This is a genomic window from Bradyrhizobium sp. CCGUVB1N3 (genome assembly GCF_024199925.1).
Lineage (GTDB): Bacteria > Pseudomonadota > Alphaproteobacteria > Rhizobiales > Xanthobacteraceae > Bradyrhizobium.
Genome location: NZ_JANADR010000003.1, coordinates 54,672 through 78,154, shown reverse-complemented (window position 1 = coordinate 78,154; position 23,483 = coordinate 54,672). Strand labels below are relative to the sequence as shown.

The following is a 23,483-nucleotide window of genomic DNA, read 5'->3' as shown; positions in this document are numbered from 1 at the left end:
CAAAGGGCGCTGGAGGCAGGCTAGAGACGTCCGGCCGCCCGCAACGCGTCGGCGAAGGTCGCAAGCGGGGTGACCAAGGCAAGCGGTTGATCGGCCAGCGGCTCGGCGCCAAGACTGCGATACCACTGTGCCGCCCGCGCGGTCTTGGCCTCGATGACCATCAGCACGCCGCCGACCTCTTCCGTCACCCGCAGGCAGCGCAAAGCCGCCGCCAGCAGCAGCTGGCCACCCAGCCCCCTGCCCGCGACCGTCTTGTCGACCGCGAGCCGCGCCAGCAGGAATCCGGGCACCTTGTGGCGCGCCAGGCCTTTGGTCATGGCGGCCGGCACGGCGTCGTGCGCGATCGACGCCAGCGCCAGGCTGTAGAAGCCGAGGGCCCGGTTCGGCGTGGCGTTGGCGAGCGCGCAATAGGTCTTGACCGCGTTCTGCTCATGCCCCTGGCGGGCATAGCGCAGCAGGAAGGTGTTCAGCGCGCCATCGCCGCAGTCGAAGGCTTTGCGGTCATGGCCCTTGGCGACCGGCTCCTCGTGCCAGGCGGGAAGCGTCACAGGTCTTTGGGCAGACCGGCTGCGGCCGCGTGCAGCTTGGCATTCGCCTTGGGCGGATTGTCCAGGAGGTCGAGAATGCGCGCAAAATCGCGCTCCGACACATTGATCGCATCGGCTTCGGCAATGACGGCGTCCGCTTCACGCAGCGCCGACTGCGTCACAAAACTGGTCAGATCGGTATGGCGTAGCGCAGCCGCACGCATCAGCCGGGCTTTCACCTCCGGCTTGATCCGCAGATTCATGCGGTTGGTGTCATCGACGGCAACGCGCGCCATGGCTCAAATCTACTCCTTGTGCAGCCACAATATGTACGCGAGATTGCAGACCAAGTCAATTTCGTACGCACACAATATGTACGGAGGGCAGTACGATTCTGACCGGCGCCGAAAACGAGGATCTTCCCGAAGTCGTCGCCGCCGCTCGGGACATTGTCGAGGCCTCCTCCCCTGCTGGCCTATCTTGCGGGCCTCGCCGATCGCGCCCCGGAGACGGCGGCGAGTTCGGGTGACCCGATTGACGGACCCACCCCCAGGCCTCTATATAGCTAGACAGTCCAGCTAGGAACGCGCGCTCATGGAATGGCAGCTACAGGACGCCAAGAACCAATTCTCCAAGCTCGTCCAGAAGGCCCGGCTCGAGGGGCCGCAGGTCGTCACCCTGCGCGGGATGCGGGCCGCCGTGGTGCTGTCGGCCGCCGACTACGACGCCTTGCGCGCCGGTCGGCCGAGCCTGGTCGACGACCTGCTGGCCGGCCCGGCCTGGGACGACGACTTCGCGGAGGCCGCTGGCGCCCGGGCGACGACGCCGAGCCGCGACCTCGCACTCTGATGTACCTCGTCGACACCAATGTGATTTCCGAAGCGCGCCGCGGCTCGCCGCAGGCGACCTCGTGGCTGCGCTCGGTCGATCCTAGCAGCGTTCATCTCAGCACGCTGACGCTGGGCGAGATCATGCGCGGCATCGCCTTCCGGCAAAGGTCCGATCCGAAGGCGGCAGGACACTTGGCCGAGTGGCTCCGTAAACTGCGCCACGACCACGCCGATCGGATTCTTCCCGTGACCGACCAGATATCGGTCGAGTGGGGCCGGATCGCCGCGATTCGGCCGCGCGGCGATATCGGCGGCCTGATCGCGGCCACGGCGATCGTGCACGACCTCATCCTCGTCACCCGCAACGAGCGGGATTTCGACGATATAGGGGCGTCCCTCATCAATCCCTGGGAGGTCGGCACATGACGCCGCCTGACAGCACTGACGGCGTCACTGAAACCTTGCCGACCACATTGGCTGCGGCGGCATCGACGCCCGAACCGACCGGCGAGCCCCCCTCCCCTGCCCTGCCGACGCATCTTGCGCGCCTCGCCGAGCGCGCCCGCGGCTATGTCGCGGCGGCGAGCTCGGCCAATACCCGCCGCGCTTACGCGGCTGACTGGAAGCACTTTGCCGCCTGGTGCCGGCGCCAGGGCCTCGAGGTCCTGCCACCCTCCCCGCAGACCGTCGGCCTCTACATCACCGCCTGCGCCTCGGGCGCGGCGACCGCCGATCGCCAGCCGAATGCGGTCGCGACGATCGAGCGCCGGCTCTCGGCGCTCGCTTGGAATTATGCGCAGCGCGGCACACCGCTCGACCGCACGGATCGGCATATCGCGACCGTGCTCGCCGGCATCCGCAACACCCACGCCGCCCCGCCCCGGCAGAAGGAAGCCGTGCTGCCGGAGGACGTCATCGGCATGCTCGAGACCCTCGACCGCGGCACGCTGCGGGGCTTGCGCGATCGCGCCATGCTGCTGATCGGCTTTGCCGGGGGCCTGCGCCGCTCCGAGATCGTCGGCCTCGACGTCCAGCGCGACCAGACGGAGGACGGCCAAGGCTGGGTCGAGATCCTCGACAAGGGCCTGATCGTCACCCTGCGCGGCAAGACCGGCTGGCGCGAGATCGAGATCGGCCGCGGCTCGTCGGATGCGACCTGCCCAATCGTCGCCCTGCAGATCTGGCTGAAACTGGCCCGGATCGGCCACGGCCCGCTGTTCCGCCGGGTGCGCGATCAAGGCAAGGACGTCGGGCCCGATCGCCTGAACGACCAGCAGGTCGCCCGGCTGGTCAAACGCGCCGCGCTCGCCGCCGGGGTGCGCGCCGACCTGCCCGAAGGCGAGCGGGAGGAAAAATTCGCCGGGCATTCGCTGCGCGCCGGCCTCGCCTCCTCGGCCGAGGTCGACGAGCGCTACGTCCAGAAGCAGCTCGGCCACGCCAGCGCCGAGATGACCCGCCGGTATCAGCGGCGGCGCGACCGCTTCCGGGTCAATCTCACCAAGGCCGCAGGCCTATAGCTGGGGAAAAGAGGTCCACCTGCCCTCGGCGCTCATGTCGCGCGCGGTACCTGTCGCAGACGCGCGTGGCCGTCGGTCGGACGCCACCAAGTAAGCCGAGCTATGCCTCGGATTGGCCGTTTCGACATTTCTGTCTGCAATATTGCCCCATAGGTTGGTCTGTTGCCTGTATGCTTTAGACTGAAGCAGGTGGTCGGGGATGCTGGTCGCGGGAGCGCGGATACGGCGCGAACACTTCACAAGGAGGGCGCCCCCTCCCCATCTTGGAGGCAGCAGCCCGACCTCATCGCCCAAACCCAACGATGAATGGGTCAGGCACAACGCCACAGCCGTCAGCGAAGGTGCTTCCAACGACAGGTAGAAACCCATTACGATCCGCGTATTGACGTCGATCGCCACGGTCAGCGTCGGCCGGCCGATCGGCAGCCGCGTCACTGGATCGACCACCGTGACGTGGCCCCTGGTGTGGTCGATCTGCACGATGTCGAGCGGAGCAGGCGCGACGCGGCGATTCGGAGCGGAGGTTCTCAGCTGAGAACTTTCGCGATTAAGTGGAAGCGTCCAAGGCATTGTGCCAAGCGAGCGCGCCGAAAACGGCGAGGCCCGAATCGCGTATGCTCGATCCGCGCACCTCTGGCGGACCGAGCGTGCTGCGACGGGGCAGCGCGCAGTCGCTCCTTGCATACAAGGGAGCTTGTAGGGTCGCGCCGCAATAGTTAATGGCCGTTAACTCGAAATCGCTTGACCGACTCGGACGAACAGGAGAACTTACGCTCAATATGAAAAATAGCGGCATTGAGCGTAGATGGCAGAGCTAACACAAGTCGACCCGAGTCGTCGTACCGGAAAGAAGGTGCGCTCCCTGACCCGTTTGATCGAGTCGGATGCGGACCTGCTCAGCGCGCAGCTGAAAGAACTCCGTACTCGCGCGTTTCCTCCAGCGGCGCAGAAGGAGCTCCGCAAGTTTACCTCCGGCGAGGCTGCGAAGCTGATTGGCGTCACCGACGCCTATATTCGCCAATTGTCGATCGCCGGCGATGTGCCCGAGACCGAAAAAAACGCCCGCGGCAGGCGTCTATTTTCACTTGAACAAATCCATGAAGTGCGCCGAACGCTTGCGCGAACGAAGCCGAACTATCTGCCGACCCGGCGCGCAGGCGATCATCTCCAGGTAATCGCCGTCACGAATTTCAAGGGCGGATCGGGCAAAACGACGACCGCCGCGCACGTCGCGCAATATTTCGCGATGCGCGGGTTTCGAACGCTCGCAATCGACCTCGACCCACAAGCGTCGCTGTCAGCGCTATTCGGACTGCAGCCCGAATTCGACTTGCATGAGAATGATACGCTCTACGGCGCGATCCGATACGACGACCAACAGAGGCGGTTGAGCGAGGTCATTCGCACGACTTATTTCGCCGGCCTCGACATCGTTCCGGGCAATCTCGAACTCCAGGAGTTCGAGCACGACACGCCGCGTGTGCTCGCGGAGGGGCGCCGAAGCTCGGATCGGATGTTCTTTTCTCGGATCGCGACGGCCCTGGCCTCGGTGGAGGACCGATATGACATCGTCGTTCTCGATTGCCCTCCGTCGCTCGGCTTCCTGACACTCTCTGCGCTATGCGCGGCCAGGAGTGTCCTTGTGACCATTCATCCGCAAATGCTGGACGTCGCGTCCATGTCGCAGTTCCTACACATGACCTCCAGCCTTCTGGACGTCGTGGAGCAGGCGGGGGGCGACGCTGACTACGATTTCTTCCGCTACGCAATCACCCGGTATGAATCCTCCGATGGGCCACAAGGGCAAATCGTCGGGCTCATGCGCAGCTTGTTCGGAGAGCGCGTTCTTACGACACCGATTCTCAAGTCGACCGCGATTGCCGATGCTGGCCTGACCAAGCAAACGCTCTACGAGATCGGCCGCGAGAATTTTACCCGCAGCACCTACGACCGCGCAATCGAGGCGCTGGACACGGTCCACGCTGAAATCGAGACGCTTGTCCTCGAGGCGTGGGGGAGGGCGACATGAATAAGCGCCGCGATCAACTCAAGGCGATGATGGCGCCGATCACAGCGCCGCCCGCGCCGAGCGAGGAACGATCGTCCCGTCCGAACGTGTCGTCCGGCTCCCTCAAAGCAATGGGACTTTCGCTCAAGAGCTTGTCGGACGATGCCGATGAGGCTCAGGCGCTCAGGGCGCAACTGGCGTCGGGCGCGCAAGTCGTCGAGCTTGATCCGAACCTAGTCGATCCTTCGTTCATTCGGGATCGCCTCGACGCCGTCGAAGGTGATGACTTCGAGACATTCAAGGCTGGTCTCTCGGAGGTTGGCCAGCAGGTTCCTATTCTTGTCCGGCCGCGCGCTGACGCGCCGGGGCGCTACCAGGCTGCGTATGGGCATCGCCGTGTCGCAGCGTTACGCGCCCTCGGCCGTCCGGTCAGAGCAATCGTGCGGGAGCTCACCGACGAGGAGCTCATCGTCGCGCAGGGCAAGGAAAACACCGACCGCAAGGACCTCTCGTTCATTGAACGCGCACTCTTCGCAGCCCGTCTTGAGGGCCGCGGCTTTACGCGGGCGGCGTTAATGTCCGCGCTCTCGGTGCAAAAGGGAAATCTGTCGACGATGATATCGCTTGCACGGGACCTTCCCGAAGAGCTCATTGTCGCGATCGGCGCGGCACCGAAAATTGGACGGCCGAGATGGGAGCAGTTGGCATCGCTCGCAAACCAAGGCGATGCGAAATGGCGCGATGTGATCACGGAGCCGAGCTTCCCGACCGTGCCGAGCGACGCTCGCTTTGAGCGCGTCCTCAAAGCCCTCGTTCGCCGCCCGAAGAAGCCCACGACGCAGGTCGTCAAAGCCGACGATGGCAAGCAGGTCGCGCGTGTTGAGCGCGCGAAGGATCAATTCCGGCTCACCATCGATAATCGGCACGCTCCCGATTTCGGAGCTTACCTTGTCGACCAGTTGCCCGAGATCTACGCGGCGTTCAGACGTCGTGGAGATGCGTGAACCGCGTACCCTGAACACACGAAAGGAACTGTAGCGGCAAAAGAAAAAGGCCCCCGAAACGTCTCCGTCCCGGAAGCCCTCATCTTGTATGGCAACAGATAGAGAATCACTTCCGCGAATCGCAGTCAAGTGTCTCGTGCGAGCCGGCGTCATTTTGGCGAGCTGATTTTTCTTTGCCCAGCTGAGGCAAAGACATGGAACCGTATCAATCAACGACGCCCTTTGGGCAGCGATCGCTGACGCTTGCCCATGTGGCAACGCAGATCGTCGCCTCATCACGAGCACCCGAAAAGGTCGTGCACAAATGGAAGATTTTTCACGCCATCTGCACGGCGCGGTCGCGCCTGGGCGTCTCCGAGCGCTCGCTTTCAGTTTTGAACGCGCTCCTGACGTTCCACCCGGAGACGGCGCTCACCGGCGAAGACGACCTGGTCGTCTTTCCGTCGAACCACCAGCTGTCGCTGCGGGCGCATGGTATGCCGGCATCGACCCTTCGCCGGCACCTGGCCGTGCTCGTGGATGCTGGGCTCCTCATCCGGCGCGACAGTCCAAACGGCAAGCGCTACGCACGCAAGGACAGCGCCGGCGAGATCGAGCTGGCCTTCGGCTTCGACCTGTCGCAGCTGGTTGTGCGATCGGAGGAGTTTGAGAGCCTGGCGGCAGACATTGAGGCAGAGGCTCGGGCGCTCAAGCTTGTCCGCGAGCGGATCACCCTTTGCCGACGCGACATCTCCAAGATGATCGCCACAGGCATCGAAGAGGGCGTGCCGACGCGGAGGGGAGGGCAGGGCCCCGCGGATTGGCAGAAAGTCCACGCCGCCTTCCGCTCGATCGTCGACCAGATTCCGCGCACCGCGACGAAGCAAGAGCTCGAGCCGATTGCGGAAGAGCTTTCACAGCTTGCGGATGACGTGCTCAATATTCTGAAAACTCACATCAAATCCGAACATTTGAGCGCCAATGAGTCCCAGACTGAGCGCCACATACAGAATTCAAAACCAAACTCCCTCATTGATCTTGAACCTAGCCTTCGAGAAGGCAGGGCGGCGGGTGCTGAGCCAAAACCTCAACCGACGCGGTTTGCGGAAGGATCCTATCCCTTGGGGATGGTCTTGAGCGCATGCCCAGACATCATCGACTACGCGAAGGGCGGAATTTCGAACTGGCGCGATTTTCTTGCGACCGCGGCGGTCGTTCGATCCATGCTCGGAATTAGTCCTAGTGCCTGGGAGGAGGCGCAGACCGTCATGGGCGAAACCCAAGCTGCCATCGTGGTCGGCTGCATCCTGCAGCGAGGTAACGCCATCCGTTCTGCCGGCGGATATTTGCGCGGCCTGACGCGAAAAGCTGAGGTAGGCGAATTCTCGCTCGGGCCCATCCTGATGGCGCAGATCAACTCCCGGCTCCAGGAAAAACGAACGGCCTGACGGATGGGTAAGCGTCGCTTTGGGCCACCGCTCGTGCCGCCGCGTCGTGATCTGAGCTGCGGTGAGGGACTTCGGCTGCGGCGTCAGCGGGGAGGGTGCCTCGCTGACGCTGGCGCCCTCAAGGTCGTTCGTGCGGCGATTGCGTACCCGGGCGTTGTCCGCTGGCGGGAGGCGGCGCAACAGGAGGAGGCGTCACGGGTGAAGGGGGCGGGCATGGCGCGAGAGCACGAGCGAGGGCGAGCGCGCCGTGCCTCGACCGGAGGGGCCGAGGATGCGAGCTCGGTTAAGCCCCAAGACCGACTTTCATCCAATACATGCGAAACCCTCGAATTGGCCGAATTGAATAGGCGCCAATGCTTAAGAAGGCGAGTGGGCTCCCGGCCAATAAGGTCAGCCTACGGGTGATACTGTGTTAATCGTTTGGGCGAGCTCGTCCGGGGACAGCTCTGCTCGCGATGGTGTCGACAGCAGTGGTCCAGCAACGAGCACGATCCCAGCCGCGCTTGCCGGAATTTGTTCCTTACGTTGGCGATGTACTGACCTGACTCTTCTGGCAGGGGATTCGCCGGGTGAATTTCGGGATCGTTCCGTTGATCGGATTCGCAATCGCTGTTGGTTCAAACCAACACCTCCACGAAACGATGGACGAGGACATGACCCCAGCGCCGCCAGCCCCATTCGGGATTTTGAGATGAAGACCATTGTCATCAACAATCAAAAGGGCGGGGTCGGGAAGACGACGCTTGCTGTGCATTTGGCTTGGTTCATGGCGGAAGCGAATTTCCGCGTTCTCGTGATCGACGTTGATGCGCAGAGCAATGCATCGGATACGTTGATGCACTACGCCGGTTCAACGTTAGCCGCGGATTTGTTCAAGCCGGGGATACGAATCGTGCCTCGCGAAGACGAAGGCCTAACGCTCGCACCGGTCGATAGCTCGCTAACTGATCTCGATCGCAGCACTGCAGCCGCCATAACGACACTGCAAGAGAACCTCGCTATTGCGTCGGACCAGTTCGATGCCTGCGTCATCGATACGCCGCCATCACTTGGACTGCGCAGTGTTGGTTGTTTGGTCGCGGCGTCGCATGTGCTGGCCCCCATTTATCTGGAGGACTATTCGATCAAGGGCGTCAAAGGTCTGATGCAAACCGTGATCGGCGTCCAAAGGCGTTATGGTCGCCAGGATACGAAGTTCCTCGGGTTGCTGCCTTCGAACTTCAATACGAAATCGCCTCGTCAAAGAACGCACCTTGAGCAACTGCTGCGCGAAGCCGGCAAATATGTGTTCCCTGGGCAGATCGTTGCAAGGGATGGCTACGCTGAGGCCGTTGCGGAACGCCTGCCGGTCCGGAAGCTCAAGCGCCGCTCTGCGCAGGAGGCTGGTCGCGAAATCCGTGATGTTCTCGCCAAGATCGTCGCGCAGATGAACGAGACGGCACATGGCGCTTGATCTCAGCTTTAAGCAGCTCATCGACGCCGCGGAAGATGGTGTCGTCGCAACCGGGCGACCGACTTCCATCTCCATCGATCGCATTGACGAAGATCCAGGCCAGCCCCGTCGCAGCTTCGATGAACAGAAGCTCGATGAGCTTGCGGAATCGGTCCGTCAGCACGGCGTGTTGCAACCGATTGTGCTGCGGCAGGCGACCGAGGAAGGCCGCTACGTAATCGTCATGGGCGCGCGGCGGTATCGTGCTGCCAAGCGCGCCGGGCTCAGCGACATCCCGGCTTTCGTTCATGCCGCTGGTTCTGCGGATCGCTATGTTCAGATGATTGAGAACATCCAGCGGGACGACCTCAATGCCCCCGAAATTGCGGCATTCGTCGCGGACCGCTTGGAGCAGGGCGATAATCAGGCTGACATCTCGCGCAAGCTCGGTAAGCCCAGGGACTGGGTGTCTCGCTACGCGTCGGTCCAAAGTATGCCGGAATTTCTCCGGTCGAAGCTTGCCGGCTCGTCAATCCGTGCTGTGTATGAACTCTACCAGGCTTGGCGCGAGCAGCCCAACGCCGTCGAGACCATATGTGCAGCACAGGAGAGCTTCACCGACGCCAACGCCCGCCAGCTGGCTCGCAAAATTCGCAGCGAAGTTGGCGGCTCCCATGCTGATGGCGAAGGTCCTCCTGGAGCTCAACCAGTACGAAGCCCGATCGCGGTGCAAGTGGCATCGCGACCCATAGAGAGAGACCGTGCAACGGCGGCCGCGGAGAAGAACTCCAAGTCTTCGGTCCATCGAAATGAGCGAATAAGTTCATCAGTGACGATCAGAGTACGCCACCAAGATCGCGCCGGCTGTCTTCTCGTCGATCAGCTCGCGTCTCAAGGCTCACGCCATGCCGTGTTATTGGTCGATGGCGCAGTAGAAGCGGAAGAGGTGCCGGCATCGACCATCACGATCGAAGAGATCATTTCCGCATGAGGCCGGCCTTGGACTGTCCCCTCAGAAAGACTGCTGCGCTTGGCATGCAGGCGGAGCGGATTTCCCATCCGAAGGATGGCGCGTCAGCGCAGCAGCCGGAGGCCGAACGCGCCCCCCCACAGCGCTGTAGAGAGGCCGGAGGCTGCTGGAAAGCCGCGGTCCACATGCTCGGTGCCAATTTTGCCGATCCGCACGCGCAGCGTTCGAGCAATGCAAAGGTTAGGGGTGATGGCTGCGCCACTCCCGGAGGAATTCTGCGCATCGATCGCCACCTGGGTTGGATCTCACCTGCAGCAACTGCCGAGCTTTGAATGCCGAGCATGTTGGTTTGAACCAACATGGAGGGGGTGGAGAGCTTCGTACTTTCTAGTGCAGGATAGGCTTCGCGCCAGCGATGTATTACATCGCGATTGGGATTGGCGTGCATGGCTCTGATCTCTCTTCGTGTCTCCGACGAACTCGCGGCGGAGTTCTCAGCTTTTGCAGCTACCCAGGGCGGCAAATCCGCACTGCTGCGGCGCCTCATTGCTGAGGCACCGGCTGCACCAGCGCCACGCATCTTGACGCTGCCTGTCGGACGACCGGAGAAGGTGACGGTGCGATTTCGTGAGAGCGAGATGCGCCAGCTTGCAGAGGTCTCACATCAGCGTGGCATGACCCGAACCGGCTGGATCGTCGCCTTGGTGCGCTCGCGACTGGCGTCACCGGTGCAGTATTCTCCGAGCGAGCACGAGGCGCTTCGCGCGATCGTTTGCGAGCTCAACCGGATCGGTGGTAACATCAACCAGATTGCGCGTGCCGCGAACGCCAGTGTGCTGCTGGGCAGGGCGGTTGAGCCCGATCTGTCCGCCATTCAAGAGGCCAAGCGGGTCATCGAAAGAGAGCTCGCGCAATTGCGTAGTGCGCTGCACGGCAACGCCGATTACTGGGACGGGCGGCGATGAGTCGGCGCAATTCGCCGCGGCCTACCGACCTGGCCTCAGAACTTCCGCCGATCTCGTATGTCTGGGAAACGGCTAATCGACGCCCGCGGCGGGCCGAGTGGGATATCCCCGACCCGGCCGCTCCGGGCCGCCTTACGCCGGCGATGCGTGCAAAGCTCGAACGTATCGTACGCCGAGCACCAGAGGTGATGGTCAAGATCACCGGTCGCACCAAGGACGTGGCGCATCTCAAGTCACACCTTGCATACATCACGCGAAACGGCGAGCTCGATGCGGAAACGGAGCAGGGCGCGGCGCTGACGGGTCGTGCCGGATTGAAAGACCTGCAGCAGCGCTGGGAGGATGATGCCGGTCTCGACGAAAAGCGCCGCCGTGATGCATCGCTTTCGATCAACATCATTCTGTCGATGCCTGCTGGCACCGATGCCGCCGCTGTCAAGGATTCAGCCCGGGCGTTTGCCATCGAGACGTTCGGGCACAATCACGACTACGTCTTTGTCCAGCACCTCGATGATAAGCATCCCCACGTGCACTTGACGGTTCGGTCCCTCGGCCATGACGGCAGGCGCCTTAACCCCCGCAAGGCGGATCTTCAGGTCTGGAGGGAACGGGTTGCTGGTGAACTCCGACTTCGCGGTATCGCAGCGGAGGCAACGCCGCGGCGGACCCGAGGACGGGTTCGAAAGGCCGATCGCGGACCGGTGCTCGCCTTACGCAAGCGAAAGATCGCCCGATGTCGATCGGCTCGCCCATAAGGAGGTGCTTTCGGAGGTGAAGGGTGGCAGGACCGCCAAAAACCCTTGGGACGAACAGATTAAGTCGCGTCAGGACGCGATCAGGCGGGGATATCTCGACTATGCCGCCGAGCTGCAGCGCTCTCGAGCAACTGCCGATCACGAGCTAGCGTGGCAGATTCTGCGATTCGTCGAAGACATGCCTGCTGTTGAGACCCGCCGGCATGCGCTGAAGAACGAGCTTTCTGAGCTTGCCAATACCCGGCGGCGCGGAGCGGAGCAGGGCGTCGATGCAGAAGGGCGCGAGAAAACACAAGACAATGAGCGGACCAGATAGGCCGACTTGCAGGCATTCGAAGTGGTCTCAACGGCGACCAACTCAGAAAAGACATTCCCGTCGACGTCCGGGACACGGACGGGCCGCCTCCAGGAGCCGCTGCGGTCAACCCGATCGGGCGTGTTCGAACCGCCGAATAAGATAGTCGGCGACGCGGTTCGATTCGACGAATACTCCGATTTCACTACGACGTGCGACGTCGGAGGGATCCGCGGACAGCCAGTTCTGGCTCGTTACGGCCAGGTTATCGTCGTCCCAAGCAAGAACCTTCGCATGAAGCCGCGGTTGGCGAATAGGACGAAAGCCGATCCCTTGTTTCGCGAGTTCGCGCGTCAGGCCGGCCGCGTCGATACCGGACAGCGCTCCAGTAGGTCGGCCGTAGTAGAGACCGACCTCGATCTGGCTGTCTTTTACGGCAGCCAGGACCGGGATGATGACCATCGGCCTTCCCGCGATGCCGATACGATGGCTTGTGACGAAGATTCGGCGTACCGCCGCATCGCGTGCTTCCAGGACGAGGGCGCTATGGTCGGGCGCGAGCAGAATCCTCATGCGTGCCGTGCGACCAGGTGGGCGCCGAACCAATTCTATGCGTCGGCCGAGGATGGTCAGGTCGGTGGCGAAGTCATGCCAGACGCCGGGTGCTCCGAGCGACATAGCCGAGAGATGGCGGACTAGTTGGCCGACCAAGGCCGGCTCGCGAACCCGAATCGAGGTCTCGAAGCTGTCGAAGTCGGACGACAACCAATTGCACGATCCGACGATTGCCGACCATTGTCCTTTGCCGTCATCCGCGATCAACAGCTTGGCATGCGACCTCGTTGTGAAGGAATGGATTTTGATCTGATCGCTCCAGCCTTCCGCTTCGATGGCCTGTTGAAGCACGGAAATGGCGCGGCGCGAACTTGAAACGCTGGTGCCGTCGTCATCCTGACCCCACATGACGCGTAGGAGGGTGCCCTTCGCGGCCGCATTGATGAGTTTCGGTAAAATCTCCGGCACGGCCTTTTCGGAAATGAAGGTGGAATGGATGATGACCTGCTCTCGGGCCTGCCCGAGTGCCTTGTCCAAGGCGGAAGCGTGATCGGCAGCATCGATGAGAAGGTCGTTCTGCTCGAAAAGGGCGGTCGTTGTCGCTGTCACTACCGGTTCGGGCGAAGCGTCCGAAGAGTTGGATATACCAGCCTTCGCTACGCTGGTCTTCGCAGCTTGCGCTGCTGCCGCCCTGATGGCTTCGCGCAAGGCGGTATTTGCTCGGCCAGGCAGGCCTTCGATCGTGTCGTTGACGACGCTGACGACGGCAAACCGCTCCAGAAAGCGATCGGGGCTGGGTTCGACCCGCACGATGACTTCTTCCTCGCCCTCCAGGGCCGCGAACAATTCGGCCATGTCCTCCTTGTCGTGATCCGGGGACTTCTGAAGGTACACAAGCTTGTCGCCGAGTTTTGCGAGTTCGTTCCGGTGCCGCGCGGCGATTTCGGATCGCCTGAACACGTTTCCGGCGACCCGGTCGACCAGGAACCCCATCCAACGGGGCGTTATCACTGTCGGAGCTTGCAGCGACCCACTGTCAATCTGCGCCTTTCCGCCGTCGGTCGCGACGAACGAGAGCCCATCGCGGCCAGCGGAAAGCTCGACCCAGCCCACCCGCATGAGACGGATGAACGCTTCGACAACCACCCGCCTGGGAAGGTTCGAGCGTTGCGCCAAGTCGGCAGCGGTCGCCGGGGCTCGTGTGACCGCCTCGAGCATGAGATGCTCGATCAGGCTCCATCGCTTACCTTTTTCGACGTGAAACCGCCGCCGCCCACGAAGCACCGGAATGGCGACTTGCACGACCGTCATGATCCCGCTCCGGTCAACTCGGACCAAGGAATGATCTTCGCCTCCCCAGCGGCATCTGCCTCGTCAAATGCCGCCAGAAACCTTTTCATGAATCCGATGTCGGATTCCGGAAGGCCCTGAGCGACCTCGACCACGTTGCGATAGAATGCCAAGCTCCCGACCATGACGAGCCTCCATTTTGCTCGGCTCAGGAGGACGTTCATTCGCCGATTATCTCGAAGAAATCCAAGTGCCTTCGCCGGTGCGCCATGACCGTTATTCCGAACCAGCGAGATCAGAACCAGATCGGCTTGATCGCCTTGGAAGGAATCGACGGTGCCGAAAAATTCTCCGTCTCCGACGGCGGGCTTGAACGACGACAGGTGACCCAAGGTCTTCGCCTCTCCATTGATCGCACTCCGCAAAGACCGGACCTGTTCGCGGTAGGGGGAAAGCACGGCAAGCGAGGGCTTCTCTCCCTCCCGAGCACGCAACTGCGAAAGAACATGCAGTGCGGCCTTGACTTCGTCTGGATTGGACCACGGTGGTGCTCGCTCTCCTCCCCTATAGCCGCGGGCGGCCCTCACGAACGGCATGTCAACGAAGACAATGGGCGCATCCGGCACCGTTGCGCCCGGCCCAAACATTAGCGGCGGTTTCTTCGTGCGATACTCATCCGCCTTCTTATCGTTGGTCGAAAGCTTGCCATCGTAGAAGCAATTCGACACGATCTTGGCGATCGCCGGGTGCATCCGGTACTGCTCTTCGAGACGCCTGGCGATCGGGCGGAATTCACGGCGTGCCTTCGCCTTGCGTGCAAATTCTGCCTCGACCATCGATTCGAACATGGTGAGTATCGAGAGTGTCTGCGAACAGAGGCGGCCGAAATCGTCGCTCTCGGATTCGATCTCATCGAACAGATCCTCTAACCCCGGATCCTTGAGATGGCGCGAGATCAGCTCTTGCGCCGATCCAACCGCGGCCTTGACCTTGTCGGGGACCGAAAGAAGACGGGTCATGCGCTCCACGTTGTAGGGCGGGAGCTGCTTGTGATCGCCGATCATGAGCCGGCGGTGAGAAAGTAACAGCGGCGAGAGTAGCTCGCCGCCGGTGGCTTTTCCCGCCTCTTCGATGATGGTCCAATCGAAGAGGCTACGCTCCTCGATCAAGCGGTCGACCGCTGCGGAATTCGTGGTCGCAAAGACCAGATTGGCCGATCGTAGTATCATTCCCTCGAACGCTCGTCCTTCGGCGGACATTCGGTTTCGGCGGGCCGAGCGTCGTCCACCGCCCTGAAGCTCCTGCCGAGCTTGCGCGAGCGCAATCACCTTTTGCTGCAAGCCGCTGCTCGCCTCGGCAACCAATGGGCTCTTGGCGAGGGCCTGCAAGTGTCGGTCGGCTTGGCGATCGATTTCCAGATCCGTGTCGGATGGATCGTCGTCGGCCGGTCGCGCACGCACCATCACCGGCGTCGTGCTCGAATCCTCTCCGAAGCTCGACTGAATCTCCTTCATGAGATGGTCGATTGCAGCGTTGCTCTGAGCCGAGAGGAGCATGCGGGCAGTTGGGTCGTCTTCGAATCGCCGTTTCACGATGTCGCCGACGAGGAACGTCTTACCTACGCCAGGTGGACCCTGCAGAAAAAACAACGGCACCGTCGACAGTATCTCGCGGAGCGCGCCCTTCTTGGATTCGTCGAGTTCCTTGAAGCGAGTTTCCTTCTCGTTCAGCGGATCGTGGCTGTCATCGATGCGAGACCTGGGATCCGCCAGCATGCGGAGCAACTCGGTGTGTTCGCGCAGGACCTTCAGTGCCTTTCTTCGACGCCTGAACTGCGCGAGCTGTCCCGCCATCCCCGGCGGAGAGAGGTAGGCCACGGAGGTTGGTTCGGCCGGCGCGGCGCCATCGAACCGTAGACGCTCTCTCGCATCCGCTTCGCTGCGGTCCAGGAAACGCCACTCCGTCTCATCGGTGTGGTCGCCCAACTCTCCGGTCTCGGTCAGAATCCAGCTTCCCTCCTGCTGCACCAGATCGTCGGATTCAAGCATCTTGGTCAGGCGGACCGCAGGAGCCTCGAGCGCCAAAGCCGTCGATAGCTCCGCGCGCGCACGGTCGTACCTGGAAGAAAGCGTGAGCACGTAGGACTCGCCGCTCGACGAACGCTCGGCCCTGCTCGGCACTTCGACCGGGAACACGTCCGCGGCTGCGTAGGCCATTTCGAGTGCGAGTAGGAGCGAGAAAGCCTCGTGCATCCGATCCAAATCGGTCTTCTTAAATTGTTTCGGCTCGGTCTGAGCGATGCAATCGCTCCACCGCGCGACTTTGCCCCTACGACGAGGAAAGCTGTCGCGGGCAGTCCTGGAGTCAACTAGGTCTAATGTGTTCCATTCCAGCGCGACGCTTCCCTCAATCCAATCCGAGGGTAGCCTGCCGCGCTGTGCGCGTTCACAGGTCGCGAATTCCCAATCGGCTGCTTCGGAGGATTCCGACACGCGAAAAGGTTCAAGCCAATAGGTGACCGATTGCCCGAGCAAAGCAAATGAAGGCTCTTCCTCGGACCTCTGGCGAACGCGAACGAAGTATGGTTCCGCGGAGAGATCGGCTTCGATGAAGTCCATCTGCGACTGTGCGTCCGCCATCTCGATCTCGTTGTCCGAAACACCGCGAATGGTTTCCGCCAGCTTGGATCCTCTCCCTAGCCTCAAGGCGACGGCTGACTTGGCTTCTCTTCCTGCCGCTTCCGCAGTAATAGCCAGAACCACGTCCTCCATGCGTCGGCAGATTTCCTCACCGTCCAATCGCTCGGCTGTCTCGATTCTCATCATGCTTCTGAGGAGCTTGCCCTCGGCGGCCGATAGATGCTCGGCGATGTCGGAAGGTACCAATCTGAGGTTCGAGACCCGATCCAATGGGGCTCCTACCAGTTCGGCAACGACGATCCCGAGGTTCGTCCAATCCCGTCCGAACGAAGCCACGCTATCCTTGCCTTCGCTTGGTTCGCGCGCCGAAAGCGGCAAGTCAGCGGCTGCCAACCGCATCGACCACTCGAAGCCGGTCAGACGAAAATCGGGCTGATCCCCGAAGGTCGTCAAGATTGCCCAGGGATCGACGTTCCTGTGGATTACCCCTTGCGAGTGGAGGAGCTCCAGGGCCTCGGCTGCGCGTTTGGCGTTCGCCCATAGTCTCCGCCGGTTACGAGGTAAGCGGTACTGGGTCATGATTGGCGGCTGCGTCGCCGCCCTTCTGAAGGTTTCGAGCGGACTCGCTTGACCGGGGTCCAGCACGAGATAGAAACCCTCGTCGTCTTCGCCGCTGGCCACCATCGGAACGAAGAGCTCTTCCGCGCGCGGTACCGCCGCTAGTCGCTGCAGCTGACGGATTTCACTGCGCCAGATCTGCTCAAGGTCGTTGTCGCGACCCTGGTCGGCCCTGTCCCAGAATTTAACAAGAACGCTGCGTCCGTCCGGATCGAGCGCCGGCTGCAATCCTGGCCGGCCGACCTCCGGCTTGGGATTGAGCAATGAATCGCTGTCGATGCGATAGTCGGACAGAAACGATTTCGACGCCTTGCGCTTGGGTGAAGCCATTTTGTCGATCCGATGTTCGACGAGGATTCATAATAGAAGGATAGGCCCGAGGGCCGCGAATATCGCCGATGCGCGGCTCACATCTCAAGTATTATAACCATTCCGTCGTTGCGGACCGGCGAATAAGTTCAGGATTGTCTCGATGATGTATTGCAACTGGAGAAAGAATAGGCATACTTATCGGACTCAGCAGTTTTTTCCGAATCCATTTTTTGTAATCGCGGCAATGCCCCCTTTGACGCGAGCCGATGCTCAAGGGGAAAGTTTGTGCCGAGGCGAGTCGTCCTACTTTCCGATAGAACGGGCAACTCGGTTCCTAACCTCTGGATGGTCGCGACATTGAGGCGGCTGAAGACCGCCGAGCTGTGATCGGCCGCGGGAGACCGAGATCCTCGCTGGACGGTCCAACATCACCAACGATGGTGTACTCGGCGACCATCCCGTTGGCGTTTTGGAGTTTGACTCGGAAATTCCCATACAGGGCTTTCCCCTTAAGGCAGTACTTTCAAAGGAAGTGCCATTCTCCTATCGGTAATCTCGTTGTATTGTCAGGAGCAAACAACTGGGGGATAAGCGCGTGGAAGGTGAAGCAGAGCCGGCAGAGTCGCCGGAGGCATTTCTTACGGCATTGGGAGAAGGCCTGAAGCAGAGAGAAGGTGTCGATGCCGACCTGGCGGATATCCTGAAGACGCACATCCTGAAAGCGACGCCCGCGCAGAACGCCGTCGCTCAGGCCAAGGACGCAGTCCTGAAACTCGCAGGCGAACGTGCCAATCCTCCGAAGCCGGAGGCGGCCAATGGCTGACCCTTACTTCCTTCAATCCTTGGGACTTTCCGGGTTCCGCGCGTATCTCCAACCGAAGACGTTCGATTTCAGCAAGAAGCGCTGTCTGGCGATCTTCGCGCCGAACGGAAGCGGCAAGTCCAGTGTTATCGATGCGCTGGAATTCATGTTCTCCAAGGATGGCACACTCGAAAGGCTCGGGCAGCGCACTATCAACAACCAGGCCGGCCCCGTCGCATTGGCGCACAATCTGGCGGAGGAGGCGAAGATCGCTCCGGCAGTCACGATTGGCGTCGTCTCGGGCAAGGATGCCACCAACGGCAGCCGATCGGCGATAGGGGCGAAGCGGCCGATGCCGGCAGTGGCCACGACTGTGAACGCCTGCTTCGCGGTGCCACCAATCATCCGCGGGCACACGCTGCGCACCTTCGTCGAAATCCATACGCCCGAACAGCGCTACACGGATGTCGCCAATTGGCTGCAGCTCGGCCCGCTGGTCGAGGTGCAGAAGAATATTCGCGCGCTGCGCACGCAGGTGAAGGCGGCCTCGGAGGACGGGACGGCACTGCAGCGTGTAGACACCCAGCTTGCTAGGGAGACGGCCCAGGTGGTGAAAGCCTGGGATTCGGCGGCGATACTTGCTTACGCCAACATGTCGGTCGTGGCTCCACTTGACGCGGCGCTAGTGCTGGCGGCGCTGACGGCTGGCGATCCGGCCTATCTCGAGCTGGAAGCGCGCGCTAAGTGTCCGACCGAAAAATAAGTTGAGTGATATCAGCGAGTTCTGATTCCATTGGTGTTGCGAAGCATCAAAGGGATCGAGAATGTGGACTGATATCACTCGGGCACAGTTTGCCCGAGAGGAGCTGCGTTTGCCAAGCGACTTGACGGATGCGGAATGGGTCGTGCTGGAGAGGTTGCTTCCTGTGCGGGCCAAGCGCGGGCGGCGCCCGAAATGGAGCTATCGGGACATCGTCGAGGCAGTGCTCTATCTGCTGCGCGGCGGGTTGCCGTGGCGCATGCTGCCGCCCACTCTGTTTCCACCAATGACCACGGTGCAGTACTATTTCTACCAATGGCGGGACAGCGGATTGTGGCAATCGATCAACCACGCACTCCTGATGCTGGCGCGCGAGGCGATCGGCCGGGAGGCCTCGCCGACGGCTGGTGTGATCGACAGCCAATCGGTCAAGACCACCGAAGGTGGCGGCCCTCGCGGCTACGACGCGGGGAAGAAGATCAAGGGTCGAAAGCGCCACATCGTCACCGACACCCAAGGGCTCCTGGTCGGCGCGATCGTTCACGCTGCCGACGTCCAGGATCGCGATGGCGCGCCAGATGTCCTGTGCAGCATTCGCTACCGCTTCCCCTGGCTGCGCCATATCTTCGCCGATGGCGGCTATGCCGGCGGAAAGCTCAAGGCGGTGCTGGGAAAGATCGGCCGGTGGACTGTCGAGATCATCAAGCGCTCCGATGCCGCACAGGGCTTCGAGGTGCTTCCGCGCCGCTGGGTGGTCGAACGAACCTTCGCCTGGCTCGGCCGCAACCGCAGATTGGCCAAGGACTTCGAGCGAACCATCGAAAGCGCAACTGCCTGGCTCTTCCTCGCCTCCGTCCAACTCATGACAAGGCGCATCGCAGCCATAAAAACAGCAATGCAATTTTGAGTCAGACTCTCAGACAGGGGCATTGAGGTCGTTCGGGATGGTTATGAGATATTTGGTGTCGAGTTTGCCGCCCTTGACGAGCATGCGCTTTCCCGTGCCGAGATCGACTTTCGACTTGTCGATCTGTTTGAGCCAGGCGTGCTGATGTCGCTCCGCGAACCAGAAGAACAGTCGTTTGACCTTGACGCTTTTGCAGTCGTCCAGAAGCGTTTGCAGCCGCCGGGGACTTAGGCTCCTCAAGCCTTCCGCCAGTGCATCGACCTGATGGAAGCTTTCGTGGCGGGGCAATTCGTCGAGCAGTTCGAGGAACGCACGTTCGGGCGTCGATACCGTGAGAGGCCATTCGAATGGTCCCGGTATTTCCCGCGTCGTTCCCGACTTTGATCCGGTCAGGCTCCCGTGTGTTGTGAATAGAGTTTGCGTGCGGTGAACGCGGAATTTCTGTTTGAGCGGGAGTTTGCCGAGCCAGCCGGGAGCAGACCGCGTTCCATATAGATGTACGGTCGAAGGACCCGTCTGGCTCAAGTAGTGGCCGAGGCCCTGCGCTTCGATGGCGGAGCGTCCGCCGACGACGAGGTCGGAGCCGAGCAGTCGCTGGAGTGAAACGACGACGCTCTGCCAGGAGAGTTCGCCGAGCGGGCGCTTGAAGGTTCCCCGCGCCGGCTGAACGAGCCAGTCGGCCGATACGTATTGGCTGCGCAGGCTGGTGGAATATCCATGCCGTTCCATCCAGGCAGCATCGACCAGAAGCCCCTGCGGGAGGGTTCTTTCGAGCTTGTTTAGCTTTCTGTAGCTTTGCTCAGCCATACTAAGTAAATTAGCATTTCTTCAAACCGAGATCTAACCATTTTGCACAGTCCAGCTAAGCAAAATTAGATCAACATAAACCCACAGGAAACCTCCGTTCCGAGGGCCCTCGGGACCGCCTTTCCGAAAGCCGAGACTCGCTGGCTAGCCCGTCTTATTCATCAGGGGATTGTTGAGAGGCTGGCGAGCGTGGCATAAGCCGCTGAGGTGGCGTAGGATTCGGTTGCTAACACCCACCCTCCGCGCATCCGGGCCGCCGCCACACTCGCCATGACCGACAATACGAGTCTACCGTTCTCATTTCCAGCCGTTTCCCGCAAGAAGATCACAGCCGCATTTGATGGCGGCAGGCTGACGTCGGATGGCGGCGTCATGCTTCTGGCCATGGCGGACCAGCGCCTCGGCCTGGCCGCGAAGTTGTCCTGTGTATTCCCCGAGCGGCGCGATCCGGGACGCATCGTGCACGGCCTTGCGGATATGATCCGCGCCCGCATCTTCGCCATCGCGTGCGGCTACGAGGATGGCAATGATCTCGATCGGTTACGCGGGGATCCGGCGTTCAAGCTGGCCTGCGGCCGGCTGCCGGACACTGGCCGTGATCTGTGTTCGCAGCCGACGCTATCGCGCCTGGAGAATGCACCGCACCTGCGTGAGGTGATCCGGCTGAGCTATGCGCTGGTTGACCTATGGATGGACAGCTACGCGCGAGCGCCGAGCGCAATCACGCTCGACATCGACGACACGGTCGACGTGGTGCATGGCCGTCAGCAACTCTCGCTGTTCAACGCCCATTATGACGAACACTGCTTCCTGCCGATCCACGTCTACGACACTGCGCACAGGATGCTGTTCGAACCAAACGTGCGGTCGCGAACAAGATCGTGGTTCGCGGCTACACCGAGACCCGCCACGCGGCAGGTTCCTGGCATCGTGAGCGCCGCGTCATCGCCCGCATCGAGGCAACCCAACAAGGGCTCGACAACCGCTACGTCGTCACCAGCCTGAATATCGGCTCGGCCGAGTGGATCTATGATAGCCTCTACTGCGCACGCGGACAGGCCGAGAACCTGATCAAGCTGCACAAGACCCAGCTCGCCTCTGATCGCACCAGCTGCCGCTCGGCGCTCGCCAACCAAGTCCGCCTCGTCTTCCACACCGCCGCCTATTGGCTCATCCTCGCCGTGCGCGACGCCATCCCGAAGCCGCGTGATCTGGCAACCGCCGAATTCAACACCATCAGGCTCAGACTTCTCAAGATCGCAGCCCGTGTCATCGAGACCGCCACCCGCGTCCGTCTGGCCTTCGCTGCAGCTTGCCCCGACGCCGACCTGTTCCGCGGCTTGGCAAACGCTCTGGTCCCGCAAGCACCCTGACGCGCGGGGCATGAGCCCCGGTCATCCCCGTCGCCGTCCTCTAACGCGTTCACGAAGTCCGGTCGAAAAGCGGCGAAAAAGCCGTAGCGTTCGCGCGCGCCTTCAACCCCGACCGGAAATGTTCCAGCTGCCCGCCCGGCAATCATGAATAAGACGGGCTAGCCCCTAATCGAGCATTGTTACGACGCACTCGCTTGTCTTCGCCGGACAGCGTCGCGTTGGCGTCGCCTGCGTTCCCGCATGCGTCGAACTGGCGCTATCGAAGGCATTGGTGACAGAGTCGTGGCTGGGATCGGCTCTTCGATCGCGCGGACATCAGGCGGCTCCGTTGCTTGGGCGGGTGCGGGCCGCGCCTCCATGATCTCGAGAACCGCGCGTCCCTTATCAGTGACACGCCAGCCGCCGTTCATCCGCTCGATGAGACCTTGGGAGAAGATATCCAGGTCGGGCACGCGAGCTGCCAATCGCTTCGTGCGTTCGGCCCAGTCCCGTCCGCTGGTCGCCAGAAACGCCATATCGCGCTTGAGGTCCGCCATGGCGGCGAACCCGTCTGGATAGCTGACCAGCACCTTGAGAACCGTCACCTGGAAGTTCACCGCCCCACACCCGTACCCGGCTCCGCGAACTTACTTCCTCGACAGCTTAGAACCATCCGTGAACCTCTGTCGACTCACGACATTCATCCGCTGGTTTTCGTTGCCCTAAATTCCTGTCTGAGATTAAACCCAAGCATTCACTGCCCCGTCAGCCCGTTAGCATGGCCCCCGCTGTGAGCAGCCAGCGGTCCCAGAAGGACGATTTGCTGATCTTGTGGAGCGCGTGAGTTCGGATCGATATCCAATCCCAGTCGCTTGAGTGTGTAGTAAAGAAGGGCCTTGCGTACCTTCACCCGCACCTTTCCGTTGCGCATGCCGTAATCCAGCGCGATGACCTTCTTCTGAGCGTCGGAAAGGCCCGGATGCGGACCAATTTCAAGCGTGACCTCATCCTGCCAATCAATGTCGGCGCTTGCCTCGATTTCGCTGGGCTTCGTCGCTCTAGTCTCCAATATGCGAGAAAGTAAACAGTCTTTGAATGTCCGATCAGCACCGCAGAACGCCCGTGCGTGCCAACGAAATCCGTCAAAGCCGAGCGCGTGCGGCGTGATCCAGCGCAATCTCGGCTCGGAGCTGGACAGAGATTGATAGCGTATCTCCACGGCTTCGCACTGGCGGATGGCAGACAGCACCGACCGAAGCACCTCTGCCCTAATCCCCCGCGCTGGACTGGGTGTCACTCCAAACGATGGGAAGTGACCAATCCATGCATGGGCGCGGTCAACGATGCCGTCGGCGACCGAGCGAAGCTGGCTTAGATACCCGTCAGGATCGGGCTTGAGGAAACAGGGCGTGAAGTTGTCGCTGGCGACATAGCGCTTGGCGCTCTTGTCATAGATTGCGTTACGGGGCGCGCGCTCCTGATAAAGGGTTAGGTCCTTCGAGGCCTGCGGCACCGACACATCGAACATGTCGATGATGTCGGCGCGATTGACGCCGCCTTCCCAGAACAGCCGAAATTCGATGAATTCGAGCCGTCGCTCCACTCCCCACTTCAGTCCCGCGCCGGCCTGCGCCATCAAGCTCGCCTCCAAGACGATGCAGATAGAAACTATCTGGACATATCATTACGACCCATATATTTTCTATTCGTG

At 61.5% G+C, this 23,483-nt stretch carries 23 protein-coding genes and 1 pseudogene; 16 read left to right on the top strand and 8 right to left on the bottom strand.

What is annotated here, in order from left to right; translation table 11 throughout:
• Positions 1-20: 20 nt before the first annotated feature.
• On the bottom strand, positions 21-548 hold the full coding sequence (locus NLM33_RS48740; protein WP_254106536.1) for a GNAT family N-acetyltransferase: 528 nt from the start codon (positions 546-548) through the stop codon (positions 21-23).
• Positions 545-823, bottom strand: coding sequence for a DUF1778 domain-containing protein (locus NLM33_RS48735; protein ID WP_254106534.1), 279 nt, complete (start codon positions 821-823; stop codon positions 545-547). Before NLM33_RS48735 ends, NLM33_RS48740 begins: the two co-directional genes overlap by 4 nt.
• A 298-nt stretch (positions 824-1,121) precedes the next feature.
• Here NLM33_RS48735 and NLM33_RS48730 point away from each other — a divergent pair, with 298 nt between their 5' ends.
• From NLM33_RS48730 to NLM33_RS48690, 9 genes are all read left to right on the top strand, one after another.
• A complete protein-coding gene (locus NLM33_RS48730) occupies positions 1,122-1,376 on the top strand; it encodes a type II toxin-antitoxin system Phd/YefM family antitoxin (protein WP_254106533.1) in 255 nt (84 codons plus the stop codon).
• Complete coding sequence (locus tag NLM33_RS48725; RefSeq protein ID WP_254106532.1) at positions 1,376-1,783, top strand: type II toxin-antitoxin system VapC family toxin; 408 nt, start codon at positions 1,376-1,378, stop codon at positions 1,781-1,783. Before NLM33_RS48730 ends, NLM33_RS48725 begins: the two co-directional genes overlap by 1 nt.
• The gene (locus NLM33_RS48720) at positions 1,780-2,874 is read left to right on the top strand and encodes a site-specific integrase (protein ID WP_254106634.1); all 1,095 of its coding nucleotides are present in this window, start codon (positions 1,780-1,782) and stop codon (positions 2,872-2,874) included. Before NLM33_RS48725 ends, NLM33_RS48720 begins: the two co-directional genes overlap by 4 nt.
• A gap of 382 nt (positions 2,875-3,256) precedes the next feature.
• Positions 3,257-3,409: a hypothetical protein gene (locus NLM33_RS50190; RefSeq protein ID WP_371930205.1), complete on the top strand. Its 153-nt coding sequence runs from the start codon at positions 3,257-3,259 to the stop codon at positions 3,407-3,409.
• Between the two features lie 270 nt (positions 3,410-3,679).
• Positions 3,680-4,903: a plasmid partitioning protein RepA gene (gene repA / locus NLM33_RS48710; RefSeq protein ID WP_254106633.1), complete on the top strand. Its 1,224-nt coding sequence runs from the start codon at positions 3,680-3,682 to the stop codon at positions 4,901-4,903.
• Positions 4,900-5,886: a plasmid partitioning protein RepB gene (repB, locus tag NLM33_RS48705; RefSeq protein ID WP_254106632.1), complete on the top strand. Its 987-nt coding sequence runs from the start codon at positions 4,900-4,902 to the stop codon at positions 5,884-5,886. The genes repA and repB overlap by 4 nt, the downstream gene beginning before the upstream one ends.
• Before the next feature lie 194 nt (positions 5,887-6,080).
• On the top strand, positions 6,081-7,313 hold the full coding sequence (gene repC, locus NLM33_RS48700; protein WP_254106631.1) for a plasmid replication protein RepC: 1,233 nt from the start codon (positions 6,081-6,083) through the stop codon (positions 7,311-7,313).
• A 691-nt stretch (positions 7,314-8,004) separates the two neighbouring features.
• Positions 8,005-8,766 carry a ParA family protein gene (locus tag NLM33_RS48695; RefSeq protein ID WP_254106630.1) on the top strand — a complete coding sequence of 254 codons (762 nt, stop codon included), beginning with the start codon at positions 8,005-8,007 and terminating at the stop codon, positions 8,764-8,766.
• A complete protein-coding gene (locus NLM33_RS48690; RefSeq protein WP_254106629.1) occupies positions 8,756-9,736 on the top strand; it encodes a ParB/RepB/Spo0J family partition protein in 981 nt (326 codons plus the stop codon). The genes NLM33_RS48695 and NLM33_RS48690 overlap by 11 nt, the downstream gene beginning before the upstream one ends.
• Before the next feature lie 83 nt (positions 9,737-9,819).
• Here the strand turns inward: NLM33_RS48690 and NLM33_RS48685 are convergent, their stop codons facing one another.
• Positions 9,820-10,008 carry a hypothetical protein gene (locus NLM33_RS48685; protein WP_254106628.1) on the bottom strand — a complete coding sequence of 63 codons (189 nt, stop codon included), beginning with the start codon at positions 10,006-10,008 and terminating at the stop codon, positions 9,820-9,822.
• Between the two features lie 153 nt (positions 10,009-10,161).
• Between NLM33_RS48685 and NLM33_RS50185 the strand changes: the two genes are divergently transcribed.
• The 3 genes from NLM33_RS50185 to NLM33_RS48670 are packed head-to-tail and all read left to right on the top strand — an operon-like array spanning position 10,162 to position 11,751.
• Positions 10,162-10,680 (top strand): MobC family plasmid mobilization relaxosome protein, encoded by a 519-nt coding sequence (locus tag NLM33_RS50185; RefSeq protein WP_371930204.1) that lies wholly within the window; start codon positions 10,162-10,164, stop codon positions 10,678-10,680.
• Entirely contained in the window at positions 10,677-11,435 is a 759-nt protein-coding gene (locus tag NLM33_RS48675; protein ID WP_254106626.1) for a relaxase/mobilization nuclease domain-containing protein, read from the top strand. The genes NLM33_RS50185 and NLM33_RS48675 overlap by 4 nt, the downstream gene beginning before the upstream one ends.
• A gap of 16 nt (positions 11,436-11,451) precedes the next feature.
• Positions 11,452-11,751 carry a hypothetical protein gene (locus NLM33_RS48670; protein WP_254106625.1) on the top strand — a complete coding sequence of 100 codons (300 nt, stop codon included), beginning with the start codon at positions 11,452-11,454 and terminating at the stop codon, positions 11,749-11,751.
• A gap of 105 nt (positions 11,752-11,856) precedes the next feature.
• On the opposite strand, the gene NLM33_RS48665 is transcribed toward NLM33_RS48670, so the two are convergent.
• Positions 11,857-13,596 carry a phospholipase D-like domain-containing protein gene (locus tag NLM33_RS48665; protein ID WP_254106624.1) on the bottom strand — a complete coding sequence of 580 codons (1,740 nt, stop codon included), beginning with the start codon at positions 13,594-13,596 and terminating at the stop codon, positions 11,857-11,859.
• Entirely contained in the window at positions 13,593-17,162 is a 3,570-nt protein-coding gene (locus NLM33_RS48660) for an AAA domain-containing protein (protein WP_254106623.1), read from the bottom strand. The genes NLM33_RS48665 and NLM33_RS48660 overlap by 4 nt, the downstream gene beginning before the upstream one ends.
• 577 nt (positions 17,163-17,739) lie before the next feature.
• Here NLM33_RS48660 and NLM33_RS48655 point away from each other — a divergent pair.
• From NLM33_RS48655 to NLM33_RS48645, 3 genes are all read left to right on the top strand, one after another.
• On the top strand, positions 17,740-17,967 hold the full coding sequence (locus NLM33_RS48655) for a hypothetical protein (protein WP_254106622.1): 228 nt from the start codon (positions 17,740-17,742) through the stop codon (positions 17,965-17,967).
• A complete protein-coding gene (locus tag NLM33_RS48650) occupies positions 17,960-18,709 on the top strand; it encodes an AAA family ATPase (RefSeq protein WP_254106621.1) in 750 nt (249 codons plus the stop codon). Before NLM33_RS48655 ends, NLM33_RS48650 begins: the two co-directional genes overlap by 8 nt.
• 61 nt (positions 18,710-18,770) lie before the next feature.
• Positions 18,771-19,613 carry an IS5 family transposase gene (locus NLM33_RS48645; protein ID WP_254099474.1) on the top strand — a complete coding sequence of 281 codons (843 nt, stop codon included), beginning with the start codon at positions 18,771-18,773 and terminating at the stop codon, positions 19,611-19,613.
• 9 nt (positions 19,614-19,622) lie between these two features.
• Here the strand turns inward: NLM33_RS48645 and NLM33_RS48640 are convergent, their stop codons facing one another.
• The gene (locus NLM33_RS48640; protein WP_254106620.1) at positions 19,623-20,420 is read right to left on the bottom strand and encodes a type IV toxin-antitoxin system AbiEi family antitoxin; all 798 of its coding nucleotides are present in this window, start codon (positions 20,418-20,420) and stop codon (positions 19,623-19,625) included.
• Positions 20,421-20,690: 270 nt separating this feature from the next.
• Here NLM33_RS48640 and NLM33_RS48635 point away from each other — a divergent pair.
• A pseudogene (locus NLM33_RS48635) lies at positions 20,691-21,793 on the top strand (transposase).
• A gap of 179 nt (positions 21,794-21,972) precedes the next feature.
• Here NLM33_RS48635 and NLM33_RS48630 read toward each other — a convergent pair.
• On the bottom strand, positions 21,973-22,389 hold the full coding sequence (locus NLM33_RS48630; RefSeq protein ID WP_254106619.1) for a hypothetical protein: 417 nt from the start codon (positions 22,387-22,389) through the stop codon (positions 21,973-21,975).
• A gap of 137 nt (positions 22,390-22,526) precedes the next feature.
• Positions 22,527-23,408, bottom strand: coding sequence for a WYL domain-containing protein (locus NLM33_RS48625; RefSeq protein ID WP_254106618.1), 882 nt, complete (start codon positions 23,406-23,408; stop codon positions 22,527-22,529).
• Positions 23,409-23,483 lie beyond the last annotated feature (75 nt).